The following is a 15,221-nucleotide window of genomic DNA, read 5'->3' as shown; positions in this document are numbered from 1 at the left end:
GCTCGCGATAAGGCGCTCAAATTCCCGGTTTATTCAGCCTTCCCAACATCCCGAAACAATTAAGCAGCCGTTAGGCTGCTTACTAAACTGTGCCCGTTACGTTTACGTCACCGTTATGCCACCCACGCTTGTGGCATTTCTCTACGGCAATCGGCCATCACGCTACTCCGCTACACACTTTTTGCCGGCCGGCACTCGCACCAACAAGGTGCAACCCGTCAGGCTGCTGCCCTTTCCTGGACCAGGATCCACGGCCGGACCACCACCGCCCACATCTCTGGATCACGCTCAAAAATATCCAGCGCCCGCGTTTCAGACAGCTTGGCGACCTTCTCTTCGGCCAGCCAGGCAGCGACTTTCTCGCCCTGATCCGACGCCACGGCCTCGGCGACCGCGATCAAATCCAGGCCGGCGTCGACCCACAATAGGGCACCCTGGGCGTAGAAGCGCTCCAGCTCTTTCCAGGTAATAGATGCGGTTTCACCAAGCAGCTTGGCATAGAGGGTGCTAGGTTCTTGATTCATGGGACTGTCCGGAAAAGAAATCGGCGCGAATGATAACGTCGGTGGTCCGGCAGAAAAACCCGGTTGCAAAAGGCCGTACCGAACGAAAAGAGCAGGAACGCCAAGGAATGCTGATGATTGGGGTATAAGCCCTCTGAACGTCCCGCCGCAATTCTGTCTTTTTCTTTCATTTAAGCGACACCCTCAGGTTTTGCCCCCTGGCGCCAGCTTCCCAGGCCAACAACCGGCGCTCTACACTGTACCGGTACAGTTGCCGGGGGCTTTTCCGGAGGGTATCGCCTAGATATCTGTCCCGGTTCTGCTGCTACGGCGTCAGGACTCTAAAAAAATACAACAGTAAGAGTGGAGCACTATGACTAAGGCTACTAAGCAGATTTCCAAACTGTTTGCCGCTATGGTTCTGGCCGGGGTTGCCAGCCATTCGTTCGCAGCTGACACCATCAAGATCGGTATCGCCGGCCCTAAAACCGGTCCAGTAGCCCAGTACGGCGACATGCAGTTCAGTGGCGCGAAAATGGCCATCGAGCAGATCAACGCCAAAGGCGGCGTCGACGGCAAGAAGCTTGAAGCCGTTGAATACGATGACGCTTGCGATCCTAAACAAGCGGTAGCGGTTGCGAACAAGGTCGTCAACGACGGCGTCAAGTTCGTGGTCGGTCACCTGTGCTCCAGCTCCACCCAGCCTGCTTCGGACATCTACGAAGACGAAGGTGTGATCATGATCACCCCGGCTGCCACCAGCCCGGACATCACCAACCGTGGTTACAAAATGGTCTTCCGCACCATCGGTCTGGACAGCGCCCAGGGCCCTGCCGCCGGTAACTACATCGCCGATCACGTGAAGCCGAAAATCGTCGGCGTGCTGCACGACAAGCAGCAGTACGGTGAAGGCATCGCCACCGCCGTCAAATCCACCCTCGAGAAGAAAGGCACCAAGGTTGCCGTGTTCGAAGGCATCAACGCCGGCGACAAGGACTTCTCCGCGATCATCGCCAAGCTCAAGCAAGCCAACGTCGACTTCGTCTACTACGGCGGCTACCACCCGGAGCTGGGTCTGATCCTGCGTCAAGCCCAGGAAAAAGGCCTGAAAGCCAAGTTCATGGGTCCGGAAGGCGTGGGTAACGACTCGATCACCCAGATCGCCAAGGACGCGTCCGAAGGCCTGCTGGTGACCCTGCCGAAATCCTTCGACCAGGATCCGGCCAACGTGGCCCTGGCCGATGCATTCAAGGCCAAGAAAGAAGACCCGAGCGGTCCGTTCGTGTTCCCGGCCTACTCGGCGGTTGAACTGATTGCCCAAGGTATCACCGCAGCCAAGTCCGAAGACCCTGCCAAGGTGGCTGAAGCCATCCACGCCGGCACCTTCAAGACCCCGACCGGCGACCTGAGCTACGACGCCAAGGGCGACCTGAAGGACTTCAAATTCGTGGTTTACGAGTGGCACAACGGCAAACCTAAAACCGAAGTGTCGCCTCAGTAAGGCCCTGCCTGACTGACTGCCAATAAAGCCCACGGCGTGCCGTGGGCTTTGTTTTACGAATGTATTGGGCCGCGCTGGCGTGATCCGCCAGTCTCCCCACCTGAAAATCTCAAAACCGTCATCAGCGGTTCGCTGGCAAAACCCGGATTCGAAGTGGATAAAGATCCACGGGACCGGGCGGGAAAATGACTCCACCAGTGAAATGCGTATCAGGTTTTTAGGAGCGCTGTAATGCCTGACATCTATCACTTCTTCCAACAGCTGGTTAACGGCTTGAACGTTGGCAGCATGTATGCCCTGATCGCCATCGGCTACACGATGGTCTACGGCATCATTGGAATGATCAACTTCGCCCACGGCGAGGTGTACATGATCGGTTCCTACGTGGCGTTCATCGCCATCGCCGGGCTGACCATGATGGGACTCGAAAGCGTCCCGCTGTTGATGACCGTGGCGTTCATCGCCAGCATCGTCGTCACCAGCTCCTACGGTTACAGCATCGAACGCATTGCCTACCGCCCGTTGCGCGGCAGCAACCGTCTGATCCCGCTGATTTCCGCGATCGGTATGTCGATCTTCCTGCAGAACACGGTTCTGCTGGCGCAAGACTCCAAGGACAAAGCAATCCCCAACCTGATTCCGGGCAACTTCGCCTTCGGCCCAGGTGGCGCACATGAAGTGCTGATTTCCTACATGCAAATCGTGGTGTTCGTGGTGACCCTGATCGCCATGCTCGGCCTCACGCTGTTCATCTCCCGCTCTCGCCTGGGCCGCGCCTGCCGCGCCTGCGCCGAAGACATCAAGATGGCCAACCTGCTGGGCATCAACACCAACAACATCATCGCCCTGACCTTCGTCATCGGTGCTGCGCTGGCGGCCGTCGCGGCCGTGCTGCTGAGCATGCAATACGGCGTGATCAACCCGAACGCCGGTTTCCTCGTCGGCCTCAAGGCCTTCACCGCCGCTGTACTGGGCGGGATCGGCAGCATCCCCGGCGCCATGCTCGGCGGGCTGGTGCTCGGGGTGGCGGAAGCCTTTGGCGCCGATATCTTCGGCGACCAGTACAAGGACGTCGTGGCTTTCGGCTTGTTGGTTCTGGTGCTGTTGTTCCGTCCGACCGGCATTCTGGGCCGTCCGGAGGTTGAGAAAGTATGACTAGGAATCTTAAACAGGCGCTGTTCAGTGCCTTGCTGGTCTGGGCCGTGGCCTATCCGGTACTGGGTCTGAAACTGACCATCGTGGGTGTCAACCTGGAAGTGCACAACACCAGCCCGGCCATTCTGGCGACCATCGCCATCTGCTCGGTGCTGATGTTCCTGCGGGTGCTGTTCAACCAGCAGATCAGCAAGGCGTGGCGTTCGTCGCCAGGCATGCCGCTGATTCCGGCCAAGGCCAGCAACTTCCTGACCCTGCCGACCACCCAACGCTACTTCATCATCGCGCTGATCATCGGTGCGCTGGTGTGGCCGTTCTTCGGCTCCCGTGGCGCGGTGGACATCGCGACGCTGATCCTGATCTACGTGATGCTCGGCCTCGGTCTGAACATCGTGGTCGGTCTGGCCGGTCTGCTCGACCTGGGTTACGTCGGCTTCTACGCCGTCGGCGCCTACAGCTACGCGCTGCTGTCGCACTACTACGGCCTGAGCTTCTGGATCTGCCTGCCGATTGCCGGCCTGATGGCGGCGACGTTCGGCTTCCTGCTCGGCTTCCCGGTGTTGCGTCTGCGCGGCGACTACCTGGCGATCGTGACCCTGGGCTTCGGGGAAATCATCCGCCTGTTCCTGCGTAACCTGACCGACATCACCGGCGGCCCGAACGGCATCAGCAACATCGAGAAACCGACGTTCTTCGGCCTGACCTTCGAACGTAAAGCCGCAGAAGGGATGCAAACCTTCCACGAATATTTCGGCCTGCAGTACAACTCGATCAACAAGGTGATCTTCCTCTACCTGGTTGCCCTGTTGCTGGCGCTGGCGGCGCTGTTCGTGATCAACCGCCTGCTGCGCATGCCGATCGGCCGTGCGTGGGAAGCGCTGCGTGAAGACGAAATCGCCTGCCGTGCGCTGGGCCTCAACCCGACCGTGATCAAGCTCTCAGCGTTCACCCTCGGCGCGGCATTTGCCGGTTTCGCCGGCAGCTTCTTCGCCGCCCGTCAGGGTCTGGTGACGCCGGAGTCGTTCACCTTCATCGAGTCGGCGATCATCCTCGCCATCGTGGTGCTGGGTGGCATGGGCTCGCAGCTGGGCGTGATTCTCGCGGCCGTGGTGATGATCCTGCTGCCGGAAATGATGCGTGAGTTCAGTGAGTACCGCATGTTGATGTTCGGCGCCCTGATGGTGCTGATGATGATCTGGCGACCTCAAGGTCTGCTGCCCATGCAACGTCCTCACATGGAGCTGCGCAAATGAGCCGCGAGATCCTGAAAGTCGAAAATCTGAGCATGCGCTTCGGCGGCCTGCTGGCGGTCAACGGCGTGGCCCTGACCGTGAAGGAAAAACAGGTGGTGGCACTGATCGGGCCGAACGGCGCCGGCAAGACCACCGTGTTCAACTGCCTGACCGGTTTTTACCAGCCATCGGGCGGCAGCATCCTGCTGGACGGCGAGCCGATTCACGGCCTGCCGGGCCACAAGATCGCCCTCAAAGGCGTGGTGCGCACCTTCCAGAACGTGCGGTTGTTCAAGGACATGACGGCGGTCGAGAACCTGTTGATCGCCCAGCACCGTCACCTGAACACCAACTTCCTGTCCGGCCTGTTCAAGACCCCGGCGTTTCGCAAGAGCGAGCGCGAGGCCATGGAGTTCGCCGAGTACTGGCTGGAAAAGGTCAACCTGAAAGAGTTCGCCAACCGCCCCGCCGGCACCCTGGCCTACGGTCAGCAACGTCGCCTGGAAATCGCCCGCTGCATGATGACCCGTCCGCGGATCCTCATGCTCGACGAACCGGCCGCCGGCCTGAACCCGAAGGAAACCGAAGACCTCAAGGCGCTGATCAGCGTGCTGCGTGAAGAGCACAACGTGACCGTGCTGCTGATCGAACACGACATGAAACTGGTCATGAGCATTTCCGACCACATCGTCGTGATCAACCAGGGCACGCCTCTGGCCGACGGCACGCCGGAACAGATCCGCGACAATCCTGAAGTGATCAAAGCCTACCTGGGGGAAGCGTAAATGCTGCAGTTCGAAAACGTTTCCACCTTCTACGGCAAGATCCAGGCCCTGCACAGCGTCAACGTCGAAGTCCGCCAGGGCGAGATCGTGACTCTGATCGGCGCCAACGGTGCCGGCAAGTCCACGCTGCTGATGACGCTGTGCGGTTCGCCGCAGGCCCACAGCGGCAGCATCCGCTACATGGGTGAGGAACTGGTCGGCCAGGACTCGTCGCAGATCATGCGCAAGAGCATCGCCGTAGTGCCGGAAGGTCGTCGGGTGTTTGCCCGTCTGACCGTCGAAGAAAACCTGTCCATGGGCGGATTCTTCACCGACAAGGGCGACTATCAGGAACAGATGGACAAGGTTCTCGGACTTTTCCCACGCCTGAAAGAACGCTTCAACCAGCGCGGCGGCACCATGTCCGGCGGCGAACAGCAAATGCTCGCCATCGGCCGCGCGCTGATGAGCAAGCCGAAACTGCTGTTGCTCGACGAACCGTCGCTGGGCCTGGCACCGATCATCATCCAGCAGATCTTCGACATCATCGAACAGCTGCGCAAGGACGGTGTGACGGTGTTCCTGGTCGAGCAGAACGCCAACCAGGCGCTGAAAATCGCTGACCGTGCGTACGTTCTTGAGAACGGCCGGGTGGTGATGCAAGGCACCGGCGAAGCGCTGCTGACCGACCCGAAAGTGCGCGAGGCATACCTCGGCGGTTGATGGATCGCTTCAAACAAAAAACGGCCTCTGGGCCGTTTTTTTGTGCCCGGCAAAAAAACTTTATTGATCGCTGTAACGCATCGCCGAGTCGTTTCTCTAGTGGGGCAAGCAAGCGCAATCGCTTGTTCAAACCCAAGTTCAAACCGGAGAAACATCATGACTGCTACTACCCGCACCCTGTCCGCCACCGCCCTGGTTCTGGCCCTCGGTTCTGCTCTGAGCATCGCTGCCGTCTCCACCGCCCACGCCGCTGACGACAACATGGAAAAATGCTTCGGCGTGGCCATGAAAGGCAAGAACGATTGCGCCGCAGGCGCGGGCACCACCTGTGCCGGCACCGCGAAAATGGATCATCAGGCCAACGCCTGGAAACTGGTTCCAAAAGGCACCTGCGCCACCACCGAAAGCAAAACCTCGCCGACCGGTTTCGGTCAGCTCGAAGCGTTCAAAGCCAAGTCCTGATCCGGGAGCCGCCCGAGTGTCGATCATGATCACATCCTGCGACCATGCCTTGCGCCGCACTCGGGCAGCCCTCTCCGGGCTCCCGTCCCGTGCCGGGCTGGGGCTCAAGAGCGAGCACTTCAGCGAAGTGCTCGATTCACGTCCGGACATCGGTTTCTTCGAAGTCCACGCCGAAAACTACATGGTGGCCGGCGGCCCGTTTCATCATTTTCTGGGATTGATTCGCGAGGCGTATCCGCTGTCGCTGCATGGCGTCGGGCTGTCCATCGGTGCCGAAGGCCCGCTGGATGTCCAGCACCTCAAACGCCTGGCGGCGCTGATCGAGCGCTATCAACCGCACTCCTTTTCCGAACACCTGGCCTGGTCGAGCCACGGCCCGGTGTTTCTCAATGACTTGCTGCCCCTGGCGTACGACACGCCGACGCTGAACCGCGTCTGCGACCACATCGATCAGGTGCAAAACACCCTCAAGCGTCCGATGTTGCTGGAAAACCCGGCAACCTACCTGGCGTTCCAGCGCTCGACCATCGACGAAGCCGATTTCATCCGTGAAGTCATCCGGCGCACTGGCTGCGGTCTGTTGCTGGACGTGAACAATGTCTACGTCTCGTGCATCAACCATCAGCGCGATCCCCTGGCTTATCTCGACGCACTGCCGCTGCACGCGGTGGGCGAGATTCATCTGGCCGGGTTTGCCGAAGACTCCGACAGCCTCGGTGATCGCTTGCTGATCGACGATCACGGCGCGCCGATCGATCAAGCGGTCTGGTCGTTGTACCGGCAAGCGCTGGAACGCGTCGGCCCGGTGGCGACGCTGATCGAACGGGACAATCAGGTGCCGGCCTTCAACGTGCTGTTGACGGAAGCGCAGCAGGCCGATGAGCTGTTGCTGTGCGCGGGAGGTCGGCCGTGAGCACTCAAGCCGCGTTCAGCGCAGCGTTGCTCGATACCGACCTGCCCTGCCCCGACGGTTTGTGCAGTGCAAACGGTGCCGACCCGGCCAGCCGTTTCGCGGTGTACCGCAACAACGTGCAGGGTTCGCTGATCAATGCATTGGCCGACAGTTATCCCGTGGTCATGCAGTTGGTGGGGGACGAATTCTTCCGAGCCATGGCCGGCATTTTCGTGCACAGCCATCCGCCACACAGTCCGTTGATGAGCGACTACGGCAGCGGGCTGGCGGACTTCATCAGCGGCTTCGAACCTGCTGCGAGCGTTCCCTATCTGGCCGATGTCGCGAGCCTGGAACGCTTGCGCACGCTGGCCTATCACGCTGCCGATGCGTTGCCTGTGAGTCAGGAGCGGATTGCTGCTGTATTCGCAGATGCCGATGCGCTCAACGAACTGCGCATCGGCCTGCACCCTTCGCTGCATCTGCTCGATTCAAGCTTCGCCGTAGTGGACATCTGGGCCGCGCATCAGCACGACGCGACGCTGGCCGGGATCGATCTGCATAACGCCCAACACGCGTTGATCCTGCGCAATGGACTGGAAGTCGAGGTGTTCACCGTGGATCGCGGCGCCAGCCAGTTCATTCGCCAGCTCAAGGCCGGCCAGTCACTCACGCAGGCGCTGGAATCCGCTGGGACCTTCGACCTCAGCCAGACCCTCGCCCTGCTGATCAGTCGCCAAGTCATTACTCATTTGCACCCAAAGGTGTCGTCATGAACAGCCTCGTTGCCCGCGCCATCGCGCTGCTGGAAAAAATCCCTCACAGCCTGATCGCCTTCATCGCGCGATTTTCCATCGCCGCAGTGTTCTGGAAATCCGGGCAGATCAAGGTCGAAGGGCTGGCCGTCGACCTGATCGATGGCACCTTCGAGCTCGGCTGGCCGCGTCTGGCGGACTCGACGATTCCGCTGTTCAAGAGCGAGTACCACGTGCCGCTGCTGTCGCCGGAAATCGCCGCGCATCTGGCGGCGTTTGCCGAGCACTTCTTCCCGATCCTGATTCTGATTGGCTTCGCTACGCGTTTTTCGGCGCTGGCCTTGCTGGGCATGACCCTGACCATTCAGCTGTTCGTGTATCCGGATGCCTACCCGACCCACGGCACCTGGATGGCGGTGCTGCTGTACCTGATGGCGACCGGGCCGGGCAAAGTGTCGATCGATCACCTGATCGCCCGGCACTACAACCGGTCCAGCGCCTCGCCACTGAGTTTGAACCAGCCAATCAGGTAGTCCGCCAGCACCTGGGTACGTTTCGGTAGACCGCCCTGATACGGATGCACCAGGTACATCGGCATGCGCCGGGTCTGAAAATCCCGAAGGAGCCAGCGCAATCGGCCGTCAGCCAATTCCGCCTGCAATAGATAGGACGGCAGGCGAGCGATCCCGGCGCCGGCCAATGCGGCTTTCTTCAGCAGGTTGTAATGATTGCTGGCGAACGGTCCCGACACCCGCACCCGCAGCAGCTCGTGCTGCTGGTGATAAAGCCATTCCTCGCGACCGCTGTAGTGACTGTTGAGCAGGCAACGGTGTTCGGCCAATGCTTGCGGCGTCAGCGGTTCGCCAAAGCGCTCCAGATATTCAGGACTGGCACAGGTCATTTCCTGCCAGGCCAGCAGGGGCTTGGCCACCAGTCGCTCGTCATTGGCGACCTCGGTGCGGATCGCCAGATCGAAGCCGTCGCGGGACAGGTCGCGGTAGCTGTTGTTCAGCTCCAGTTCGATCTGCACCTCGGGGTATTTCTGCGAAAAGTCCAGCAGCAGGCCGTCGAAGAAAGTTTCCCCCAGCGACACCGGAACCGTCATACGCACCGGGCCGGCCATGTCGTCCTTCAATCGCGCCAATGCCTGACGCGCTCTTTCAACCTGGACTACAAGCGCCTGAGCCTGTGGCAACAACGCCGCACCGGCCGCCGTCAGGCTCAACCGACGCGTCGTGCGTTGCAGCAACACCATGGAAAACCGTGCCTCCAGCTGGCTGATGCGCTTGGACAACTGCCCCTTGCTGCAGCCCAATTGTTGCGCCGCCAGGGTAAAACTGCCGGCTTCGATCAAGACCGCGAACGCTGCCAGATCATCCATCTCGCTCATGGATTGTTTCCATTTGAAAACCAAAGGTTGCCCATTAGTGCGCTTATCCGCAGAAAAAACCACTCTAGACTGAAACCTCGTTCAATCACTTGAGGCAATCACGATGAAAATTCTGTTGATCGGCGCGGGCGGTACCATCGGTTCGGCCGTGGACAAAGAGCTGTCGCAGCGTCATGAAGTCATTCGTATCGGTCGCAGCAGCGGCGATTTCCAGGTGGATATCAGCGACAGCGCATCGATCCGCAAGCTGTTCGAACAGACCGGCAAGTTCGACGCACTGGTCTGCGCCGCTGGCAACGTGACCTTCGCCCCGCTGGGTGAAATGACCGAAGACAGCTTCGCCCTCGGCCTGAAAGACAAGTTGATGGGCCAGGTCAATCTGCTGCTGATCGGCCGTGAATTCGCCAACGACGGCGCATCGTTCACCTTCACCACCGGGGTGCTCAGCCACGATCCGATCCGCAGCGGCGCCTCGGCTGCACTGGTCAACGGCGCGCTCGACAGCTTCGTTCGAGCCGCCGCCATCGAGCTGCCACGCGGCCTGCGCGTGAACTCGATCAGCCCGACCGTGCTGGTCGAAGCCATGGGCAGCTACGCCCCGTACTTCCGTGGCTACAAGCCGGTTCCTGCGGCGGATGTGGCATTGGCCTACGCCAAAAGTGTCGAAGGCTTGCAGACAGGTCAGACATTTCACGTGGGCTAAACCCTTGTGATGAACGGTCAGCCTGCGTAACGTGGCGACACTTGTCTGGAGAGCCAAAGATGCGTGTTGCCCGTTCCCTGATCGTTGTTGCCCTGCTCCCGTTGTTTGCCGCGTGCCAGTTGTTCGATGGCGCGCGGGAAAGCGCCTCCCACGTCGGCCAGACGCGGATGCAGGGGCAACTGACCGCTGCCGACGGCAAACTGGTGTTCCAGGCCTGCGGCGAGCAGCGTCAATACGTGGTCAACGACATCGGCGGCACCAGCGTCCTGCAAGAGGCCGCCACCCTGGCCGATCAGCAGGGCAAGCTGTTCGCCGACGTGCGCGGGAAGATCGCCGGCGACCGCCTCGACCTGACCCAGCTTTATCGCGTCGAACGCTCCGGCACCGCCTGCGACGATCCCAACTTCAAACAGCTGATCCTGCGCGCCGCCGGCCATGGCCCGGAATGGAATGTAAAAGTCAGCGGCAAGGGCCTGGTCATCGACCGCGAAGGCCAGCCACCGCTCGCCGTGCCCTATGTCGAAGAGCAACTGGGCGACGGCCGTTTCAACCTCAGCAGCGAAGCCAACAACCAGCGCATCGAGCTGTGGGTGGCGCCGCAGCGCTGCATCGACAGCAGCACTGGCAGCGTGCAGCACATGAGCGCCGAGTTGCGTATCGACGGCAAGGTGCAGCGTGGTTGCGGGTATTTCGGCGGTTCGCGTAACGACTGATCGTTTTACCCTCACGGGATCCGGCCGTTGCGGCTTATAATCGCCGCCTTCAAACGCCCTGGCGCAGTTGTGCGCCCCGCGAACCGGATCCTGTCATGTTACGAATCACTGAACTCAAGCTGCCGATCGACCATCCCGACGAAGACCTGCGCGCTGCCATCGTGCAACGCCTGGGCATTGCCAGCGATGACCTGCTCGATTTCACCTTGTTCAAGCGCAGCTACGATGCGCGCAAAAAGTCCTCCGAACTGTGCTTCATCTACACCATCGACCTCGAAGTGCGCGACGAGGCCAAAGTGCTGGGCAAGTTCGCCGACGACCGTAACGTCAACGTCGCGCCGGATGTCAGCTACAAATTCGTCGGTCAGGCGCCCAGCGACCTGAGCCAGCGCCCGATCGTGGTCGGTTTCGGCCCGTGCGGGATCTTCGCCGGCCTGTTGCTGGCGCAGATGGGCTTCAAGCCGATCATCCTTGAGCGCGGCACCGAAGTGCGCCAGCGCACCAAGGACACCTGGGGCCTGTGGCGCAAAAGCGTGCTCAATCCCGAGTCCAACGTGCAGTTCGGCGAAGGCGGCGCGGGCACGTTCTCCGACGGCAAGCTGTACAGCCAGATCAAGGACCCGAAATTCCTCGGCCGCAAGGTGCTGCACGAATTCGTGAAGGCCGGCGCGCCGGAAGAAATCCTCTACGTCAGCAAACCGCACATCGGTACGTTCCGTCTGACCGGCATGGTCGAGACCATGCGTGAAGAGATCCGTGCACTGGGCGGTGAAGTACGCTTCCAGGAGCGCGTCACCGACGTGCTGATCGAAGACGGTCAACTGGTCGGCGTCGAGCTGGCCAGCGGCGAAACCCTGCATTCCAAACACGTGGTCCTGGCCCTCGGCCACAGTGCCCGCGACACCTTCCGCATGCTCCACAGCCGTGGCGTGTTCATGGAAGCCAAGCCGTTCTCGGTGGGCTTCCGGATCGAGCACCCGCAATCGCTGATCGACCGTGCGCGTCTGGGCAAGTACGCCGGCCACCCCAAGTTGGGAGCCGCCGACTACAAACTGGTGCACCACGCCAAGAACGGCCGTTCGGTCTACAGCTTCTGCATGTGCCCGGGCGGCACCGTGGTGGCGGCGACCTCCGAGCCGAACCGCGTGGTCACCAACGGCATGAGCCAGTACTCGCGTAACGAGCGCAACGCCAACTCCGGCATCGTCGTCGGCATCACCCCGGAAGTCGATTATCCGGGCGGCCCGCTGGCGGGGATCGAGTTGCAGGAACGTCTGGAGTCCCACGCCTTCATCCTCGGCGGCAGCGACTACAAGGCGCCGGCGCAACTGGTCGGCGACTTCATCAACGACATTCCTTCGACCGAACTGGGCGAAGTCGAGCCGTCGTACAAACCGGGCGTGGCACCGGGCGATCTGGCCCTGGCCTTGCCGGACTTCGCCATCGAAGCGATCCGCGAAGCACTGCCGGCGTTCGAGAAGCAGATTCGCGGTTATTCGCTGCACGATGCGGTGCTGACCGGCATCGAGACCCGCACCTCTTCGCCGCTGCGCATCACGCGTAACGAGACGCTGCAGAGCATGAACGTCAAAGGCCTGTTCCCGGCCGGTGAAGGCGCGGGTTATGCGGGCGGGATTCTGTCGGCGGGTGTCGATGGTATTCGCATCGCAGAAGCCGTGGCGCGTGACATTCTCGGTCTAGAGGCCTGACACCGCAAAATTGTGGGAGCGGGCTTGCTCGCGAATGCGGTGTTACATTCAACAATTATGTTGACTGATCCAAAGCATTCGCGAGCAAGCCCGCTCCCACATTAGGTTCCGGGTGTATCAAATATTGGCGCGCAGAACCGAGGTCGGCAGCGCCTTACCCTGCTCGGCACTCGCCGCTACGGCCGCTATCAATCCATCCAGCTCATAGCCCTGCGCCTTGAGCCACGCCTGATCGTAATACGTGTCCGCGTAGCGCTCGCCGCCATCGCACAGGATCGCCACGATCGAGCCCGACTCCCCCGCCGCTTTCATCTGCTGGGCCGCCATCAGCGCGCCGATCAGGTTGGTCCCACTCGAACCGCCCACATGGCGGCCCAGACGCTGCGCCAGGTAATGCATGGCCGCCAGCGACAAAGCATCCGGCACCTTGACCATCGCATCGATTACCTTCGGCAGGAACGACGCTTCTACCCGCGGCCGGCCGATGCCTTCGACGCGTGAACCGTGGTCCAGACGCAAACTCGCGTCGCCGGTCTGGTAAAAGTCGAAGAACACCGAACGCTCGGCATCGGCGCACAGCACGCGGGTGCAGTGCTGGCGATAACGCACGTAGCGACCGAGGGTCGCGGTGGTGCCGCCGGTGCCGGGACTGGAAATCAGCCAGGCCGGGCACGGGTGCTGCTCGTAACGCATCTGCTGGAAGATCGACTCGGCGATGTTGTTGTTCGCCCGCCAGTCGGTGGCCCGCTCGGCGTAGGTGAACTGGTCGATGAAGTGACCGTCGTGCTCGCGGGCCAGGCGTTCGGATTCGGCGTAGATCTGGGTCGGATCGGCTACCAGGTGACTCTGGCCACCGTAGAACGCGATCTGCGCAATTTTTTCCTTGGAGGTGGTCGCCGGCATCACCGCAATGAACGGCAGCCCGAGCATCCGCGCGAAGTACGCCTCGGAAATCGCCGTCGATCCGCTGGACGCCTCGATCACCGGCGCGCCGGGCTTGAGCCAGCCGTTACACAAGGCGTAGAGAAACAGCGAGCGGGCCAGCCGATGCTTGAGGCTGCCGGTCGGGTGACTGGACTCGTCCTTGAAGTACAACTCGATGCCTGGGAACCCCGGCAGCGGCAAGGGGATCAGGTGGGTGTCGGCGCTGCGCTGGAAGTCCGCTTCGATGATCCGGATGGCTTCGCGGGCCCACTGTCGGTTGTCGCTCATGGCTGTCGTTCTCGTTGAATCGGGCAGAAGTGCCTTCACAGGCTCAGCCCCCAAGCTTAGGAAAAATCCCACGGCACCGACAGATACAGCTGAGCTTCAATCCCTTGGGCAACTGCTAGGCTCTGCTGCATGTCGGCCTGGCGCCCTGTAACCACATATAACAAAAAAGAATATAACTTTTGTTTTAACAACTAACGGTACGGGTTAGGGTGTGCCACCTTTTGACTTTATCGATGGAGAGCGACCTTGCCTCTGCGTAGCACTTTCACGCGTTTCTTTCAGTTGGAAGCTGCCAGCGGTCTGTTACTGATCGCCGCGGCCATCCTGGCTCTAATCATCAACAACTCGCCGTTGTCGTGGTTGTACAGCGGCCTGCTCGACACCCCGGTGGTGGCGCAGATCGGCGCGTTGAAGATCGCCAAGCCCCTGCTGCTGTGGATCAACGACGGCCTGATGGCGCTGTTTTTCCTGCTGATCGGCCTGGAAGTGAAGCGCGAAGTCCTCGACGGTCAGCTGTCGAAACCGTCGCAGATCGTCCTGCCCGGCGCGGCGGCCATCGGCGGCATGCTGGTGCCGGCGCTGATCTACTGGTTCCTCAACCGCGACAATCCGGCCGCCCTCGACGGCTGGGCGATTCCGACCGCCACCGACATCGCCTTCGCCCTCGGCGTGCTGGCCTTGCTCGGCAAGCGAGTGCCGGTGTCGCTGAAGCTGTTCCTGATGACCCTGGCGATCATCGATGACCTCGGGGCCATCGTGATCATTGCAATCTTCTACTCCGGCGAGCTGTCGACCCTGTCGCTGGGCCTGGCGGCGGCGTGCATCGCGGCGCTGGTGGCGATGAACCGACTCGGCGTGGTCAAGCTCGGGCCGTACATGATCATTGGTCTGATCCTCTGGGTCTGCGTACTCAAGAGCGGCGTCCACGCGACGCTGGCCGGCGTGACCCTGGCATTCTGTATCCCGCTGCGCACCAGGAATGCCGAGCCTTCGCCGCTGCTGACCCTCGAACACGCGCTGCACCCGTGGGTCGCCTACGGCATTCTGCCGCTGTTCGCCTTCGCCAACGCCGGCCTGTCGTTGACCGGCGTGACCGCCGAAAGCTTCACCCACCACGTCCCGATGGGCATCGCCGTCGGCCTGCTGCTGGGCAAGACCATCGGCGTGTTCGGCCTGACCTGGCTCGCCGTCAAGACCGGCATCGCCGCCCTGCCCCAAGGCGCCAATTGGGGCCAGGTGCTGGGCGTGGCGATCCTCTGCGGGATCGGTTTCACCATGAGCCTGTTTGTCGGCTCCCTCGCCTTCGTGCCGGGCGCCAGTGAATACGCCGGGATGGACCGGATGGGCATTCTCACAGGTTCAGTGTTTGCGGCATTGATCGGTTATGCAGTGACATTGGCGGCGAGCAGAAAAGGATCCACACAAGGAAGTTAACACGCTCATTACGCGCCTCTCACTGGAAGGCCCAAGACTCAATGAAAGATTCACACACATGATTGGGCTCCAG

The 15,221-nt window shown here is 61.1% G+C and carries 16 protein-coding genes; 13 read left to right on the top strand and 3 right to left on the bottom strand.

The window, feature by feature from the left end; genetic code table 11:
• Window positions 1-218 precede the first annotated feature (218 nt).
• On the bottom strand, window positions 219-524 hold the full coding sequence (locus LOY31_RS06425) for a DUF2288 domain-containing protein (RefSeq protein ID WP_258712982.1): 306 nt from the start codon (window positions 522-524) through the stop codon (window positions 219-221).
• Window positions 525-876: 352 nt separating this feature from the next.
• Here LOY31_RS06425 and LOY31_RS06420 point away from each other — a divergent pair, with 352 nt between their 5' ends.
• The 9 genes from LOY31_RS06420 to LOY31_RS06380 all read left to right on the top strand — a co-directional run bounded on the left by LOY31_RS06420 (window position 877) and on the right by LOY31_RS06380 (window position 8,520).
• Entirely contained in the window at window positions 877-2,004 is a 1,128-nt protein-coding gene (locus LOY31_RS06420) for a branched-chain amino acid ABC transporter substrate-binding protein (RefSeq protein ID WP_007959167.1), read from the top strand.
• A 231-nt stretch (window positions 2,005-2,235) separates the two neighbouring features.
• Window positions 2,236-3,159 (top strand): high-affinity branched-chain amino acid ABC transporter permease LivH, encoded by a 924-nt coding sequence (gene livH, locus LOY31_RS06415; protein ID WP_007959165.1) that lies wholly within the window; start codon window positions 2,236-2,238, stop codon window positions 3,157-3,159.
• Window positions 3,156-4,412 (top strand): high-affinity branched-chain amino acid ABC transporter permease LivM, encoded by a 1,257-nt coding sequence (locus LOY31_RS06410; RefSeq protein ID WP_007959162.1) that lies wholly within the window; start codon window positions 3,156-3,158, stop codon window positions 4,410-4,412. Before livH ends, LOY31_RS06410 begins: the two co-directional genes overlap by 4 nt.
• On the top strand, window positions 4,409-5,176 hold the full coding sequence (gene livG, locus LOY31_RS06405; protein ID WP_007959160.1) for a high-affinity branched-chain amino acid ABC transporter ATP-binding protein LivG: 768 nt from the start codon (window positions 4,409-4,411) through the stop codon (window positions 5,174-5,176). Before LOY31_RS06410 ends, livG begins: the two co-directional genes overlap by 4 nt.
• Window positions 5,177-5,878, top strand: a complete 702-nt coding sequence (locus LOY31_RS06400) for an ABC transporter ATP-binding protein (RefSeq protein ID WP_003222380.1) — start codon at window positions 5,177-5,179, stop codon at window positions 5,876-5,878.
• A 156-nt stretch (window positions 5,879-6,034) separates the two neighbouring features.
• Window positions 6,035-6,340 (top strand): DUF2282 domain-containing protein, encoded by a 306-nt coding sequence (locus tag LOY31_RS06395; RefSeq protein ID WP_007959157.1) that lies wholly within the window; start codon window positions 6,035-6,037, stop codon window positions 6,338-6,340.
• A 25-nt stretch (window positions 6,341-6,365) separates the two neighbouring features.
• Window positions 6,366-7,253, top strand: a complete 888-nt coding sequence (locus LOY31_RS06390; protein ID WP_258712981.1) for a DUF692 domain-containing protein — start codon at window positions 6,366-6,368, stop codon at window positions 7,251-7,253.
• Window positions 7,250-8,008, top strand: coding sequence for a DUF2063 domain-containing protein (locus LOY31_RS06385; protein ID WP_085605376.1), 759 nt, complete (start codon window positions 7,250-7,252; stop codon window positions 8,006-8,008). The genes LOY31_RS06390 and LOY31_RS06385 overlap by 4 nt, the downstream gene beginning before the upstream one ends.
• Entirely contained in the window at window positions 8,005-8,520 is a 516-nt protein-coding gene (locus tag LOY31_RS06380) for a DoxX family protein (protein ID WP_085605374.1), read from the top strand. The genes LOY31_RS06385 and LOY31_RS06380 overlap by 4 nt, the downstream gene beginning before the upstream one ends.
• On the opposite strand, the gene LOY31_RS06375 is transcribed toward LOY31_RS06380, so the two are convergent.
• Window positions 8,469-9,377, bottom strand: coding sequence for a LysR family transcriptional regulator (locus LOY31_RS06375; protein WP_085605372.1), 909 nt, complete (start codon window positions 9,375-9,377; stop codon window positions 8,469-8,471). The two genes, LOY31_RS06380 and LOY31_RS06375, sit on opposite strands and share 52 nt — an antisense overlap.
• A gap of 103 nt (window positions 9,378-9,480) precedes the next feature.
• Here LOY31_RS06375 and LOY31_RS06370 point away from each other — a divergent pair, with 103 nt between their 5' ends.
• The 3 genes from LOY31_RS06370 to LOY31_RS06360 all read left to right on the top strand — a co-directional run bounded on the left by LOY31_RS06370 (window position 9,481) and on the right by LOY31_RS06360 (window position 12,502).
• Window positions 9,481-10,080 carry a short chain dehydrogenase gene (locus tag LOY31_RS06370; RefSeq protein ID WP_007959150.1) on the top strand — a complete coding sequence of 200 codons (600 nt, stop codon included), beginning with the start codon at window positions 9,481-9,483 and terminating at the stop codon, window positions 10,078-10,080.
• 59 nt (window positions 10,081-10,139) lie between these two features.
• Window positions 10,140-10,793 carry a COG3650 family protein gene (locus tag LOY31_RS06365; RefSeq protein ID WP_085605370.1) on the top strand — a complete coding sequence of 218 codons (654 nt, stop codon included), beginning with the start codon at window positions 10,140-10,142 and terminating at the stop codon, window positions 10,791-10,793.
• Between the two features lie 95 nt (window positions 10,794-10,888).
• Window positions 10,889-12,502: an NAD(P)/FAD-dependent oxidoreductase gene (locus tag LOY31_RS06360; RefSeq protein WP_258712980.1), complete on the top strand. Its 1,614-nt coding sequence runs from the start codon at window positions 10,889-10,891 to the stop codon at window positions 12,500-12,502.
• A 117-nt stretch (window positions 12,503-12,619) separates the two neighbouring features.
• Here LOY31_RS06360 and LOY31_RS06355 read toward each other — a convergent pair whose 3' ends face one another.
• A complete protein-coding gene (locus LOY31_RS06355) occupies window positions 12,620-13,714 on the bottom strand; it encodes a PLP-dependent cysteine synthase family protein (RefSeq protein ID WP_085605366.1) in 1,095 nt (364 codons plus the stop codon).
• Window positions 13,715-13,960: 246 nt separating this feature from the next.
• Between LOY31_RS06355 and nhaA the strand changes: the two genes are divergently transcribed.
• On the top strand, window positions 13,961-15,148 hold the full coding sequence (nhaA, locus tag LOY31_RS06350) for a Na+/H+ antiporter NhaA (protein ID WP_085605364.1): 1,188 nt from the start codon (window positions 13,961-13,963) through the stop codon (window positions 15,146-15,148).
• Window positions 15,149-15,221: the final 73 nt, after the last annotated feature.

The organism is Pseudomonas sp. B21-021 (assembly GCF_024749205.1).
Lineage (GTDB): Bacteria > Pseudomonadota > Gammaproteobacteria > Pseudomonadales > Pseudomonadaceae > Aquipseudomonas > Aquipseudomonas paraglycinae.
This window is presented reverse-complemented; position numbering and strand designations above follow the sequence as displayed.

What these genes read in the sequence shown, in the direction of transcription:
- LOY31_RS06365 (WP_085605370.1), top strand. Translation starts at nt 10,140, where the DNA reads ATGCGTGTTGCCCGTTCCCTGATCGTTGTTGCCCTGCTCCCGTTGTTT.
- LOY31_RS06410 (WP_007959162.1), top strand. Translation starts at nt 3,156, where the DNA reads ATGACTAGGAATCTTAAACAGGCGCTGTTCAGTGCCTTGCTGGTCTGG.
- livG (WP_007959160.1), top strand. Translation starts at nt 4,409, where the DNA reads ATGAGCCGCGAGATCCTGAAAGTCGAAAATCTGAGCATGCGCTTCGGC.
- LOY31_RS06380 (WP_085605374.1), top strand. Translation starts at nt 8,005, where the DNA reads ATGAACAGCCTCGTTGCCCGCGCCATCGCGCTGCTGGAAAAAATCCCT.
- livH (WP_007959165.1), top strand. Translation starts at nt 2,236, where the DNA reads ATGCCTGACATCTATCACTTCTTCCAACAGCTGGTTAACGGCTTGAAC.
- LOY31_RS06360 (WP_258712980.1), top strand. Translation starts at nt 10,889, where the DNA reads ATGTTACGAATCACTGAACTCAAGCTGCCGATCGACCATCCCGACGAA.
- LOY31_RS06420 (WP_007959167.1), top strand. Translation starts at nt 877, where the DNA reads ATGACTAAGGCTACTAAGCAGATTTCCAAACTGTTTGCCGCTATGGTT.
- LOY31_RS06390 (WP_258712981.1), top strand. Translation starts at nt 6,366, where the DNA reads ATGATCACATCCTGCGACCATGCCTTGCGCCGCACTCGGGCAGCCCTC.
- LOY31_RS06425 (WP_258712982.1), bottom strand. Translation starts at nt 524, where the DNA reads ATGAATCAAGAACCTAGCACCCTCTATGCCAAGCTGCTTGGTGAAACC.
- LOY31_RS06355 (WP_085605366.1), bottom strand. Translation starts at nt 13,714, where the DNA reads ATGAGCGACAACCGACAGTGGGCCCGCGAAGCCATCCGGATCATCGAA.
- LOY31_RS06395 (WP_007959157.1), top strand. Translation starts at nt 6,035, where the DNA reads ATGACTGCTACTACCCGCACCCTGTCCGCCACCGCCCTGGTTCTGGCC.
- LOY31_RS06400 (WP_003222380.1), top strand. Translation starts at nt 5,177, where the DNA reads ATGCTGCAGTTCGAAAACGTTTCCACCTTCTACGGCAAGATCCAGGCC.
- LOY31_RS06370 (WP_007959150.1), top strand. Translation starts at nt 9,481, where the DNA reads ATGAAAATTCTGTTGATCGGCGCGGGCGGTACCATCGGTTCGGCCGTG.
- LOY31_RS06375 (WP_085605372.1), bottom strand. Translation starts at nt 9,377, where the DNA reads ATGAGCGAGATGGATGATCTGGCAGCGTTCGCGGTCTTGATCGAAGCC.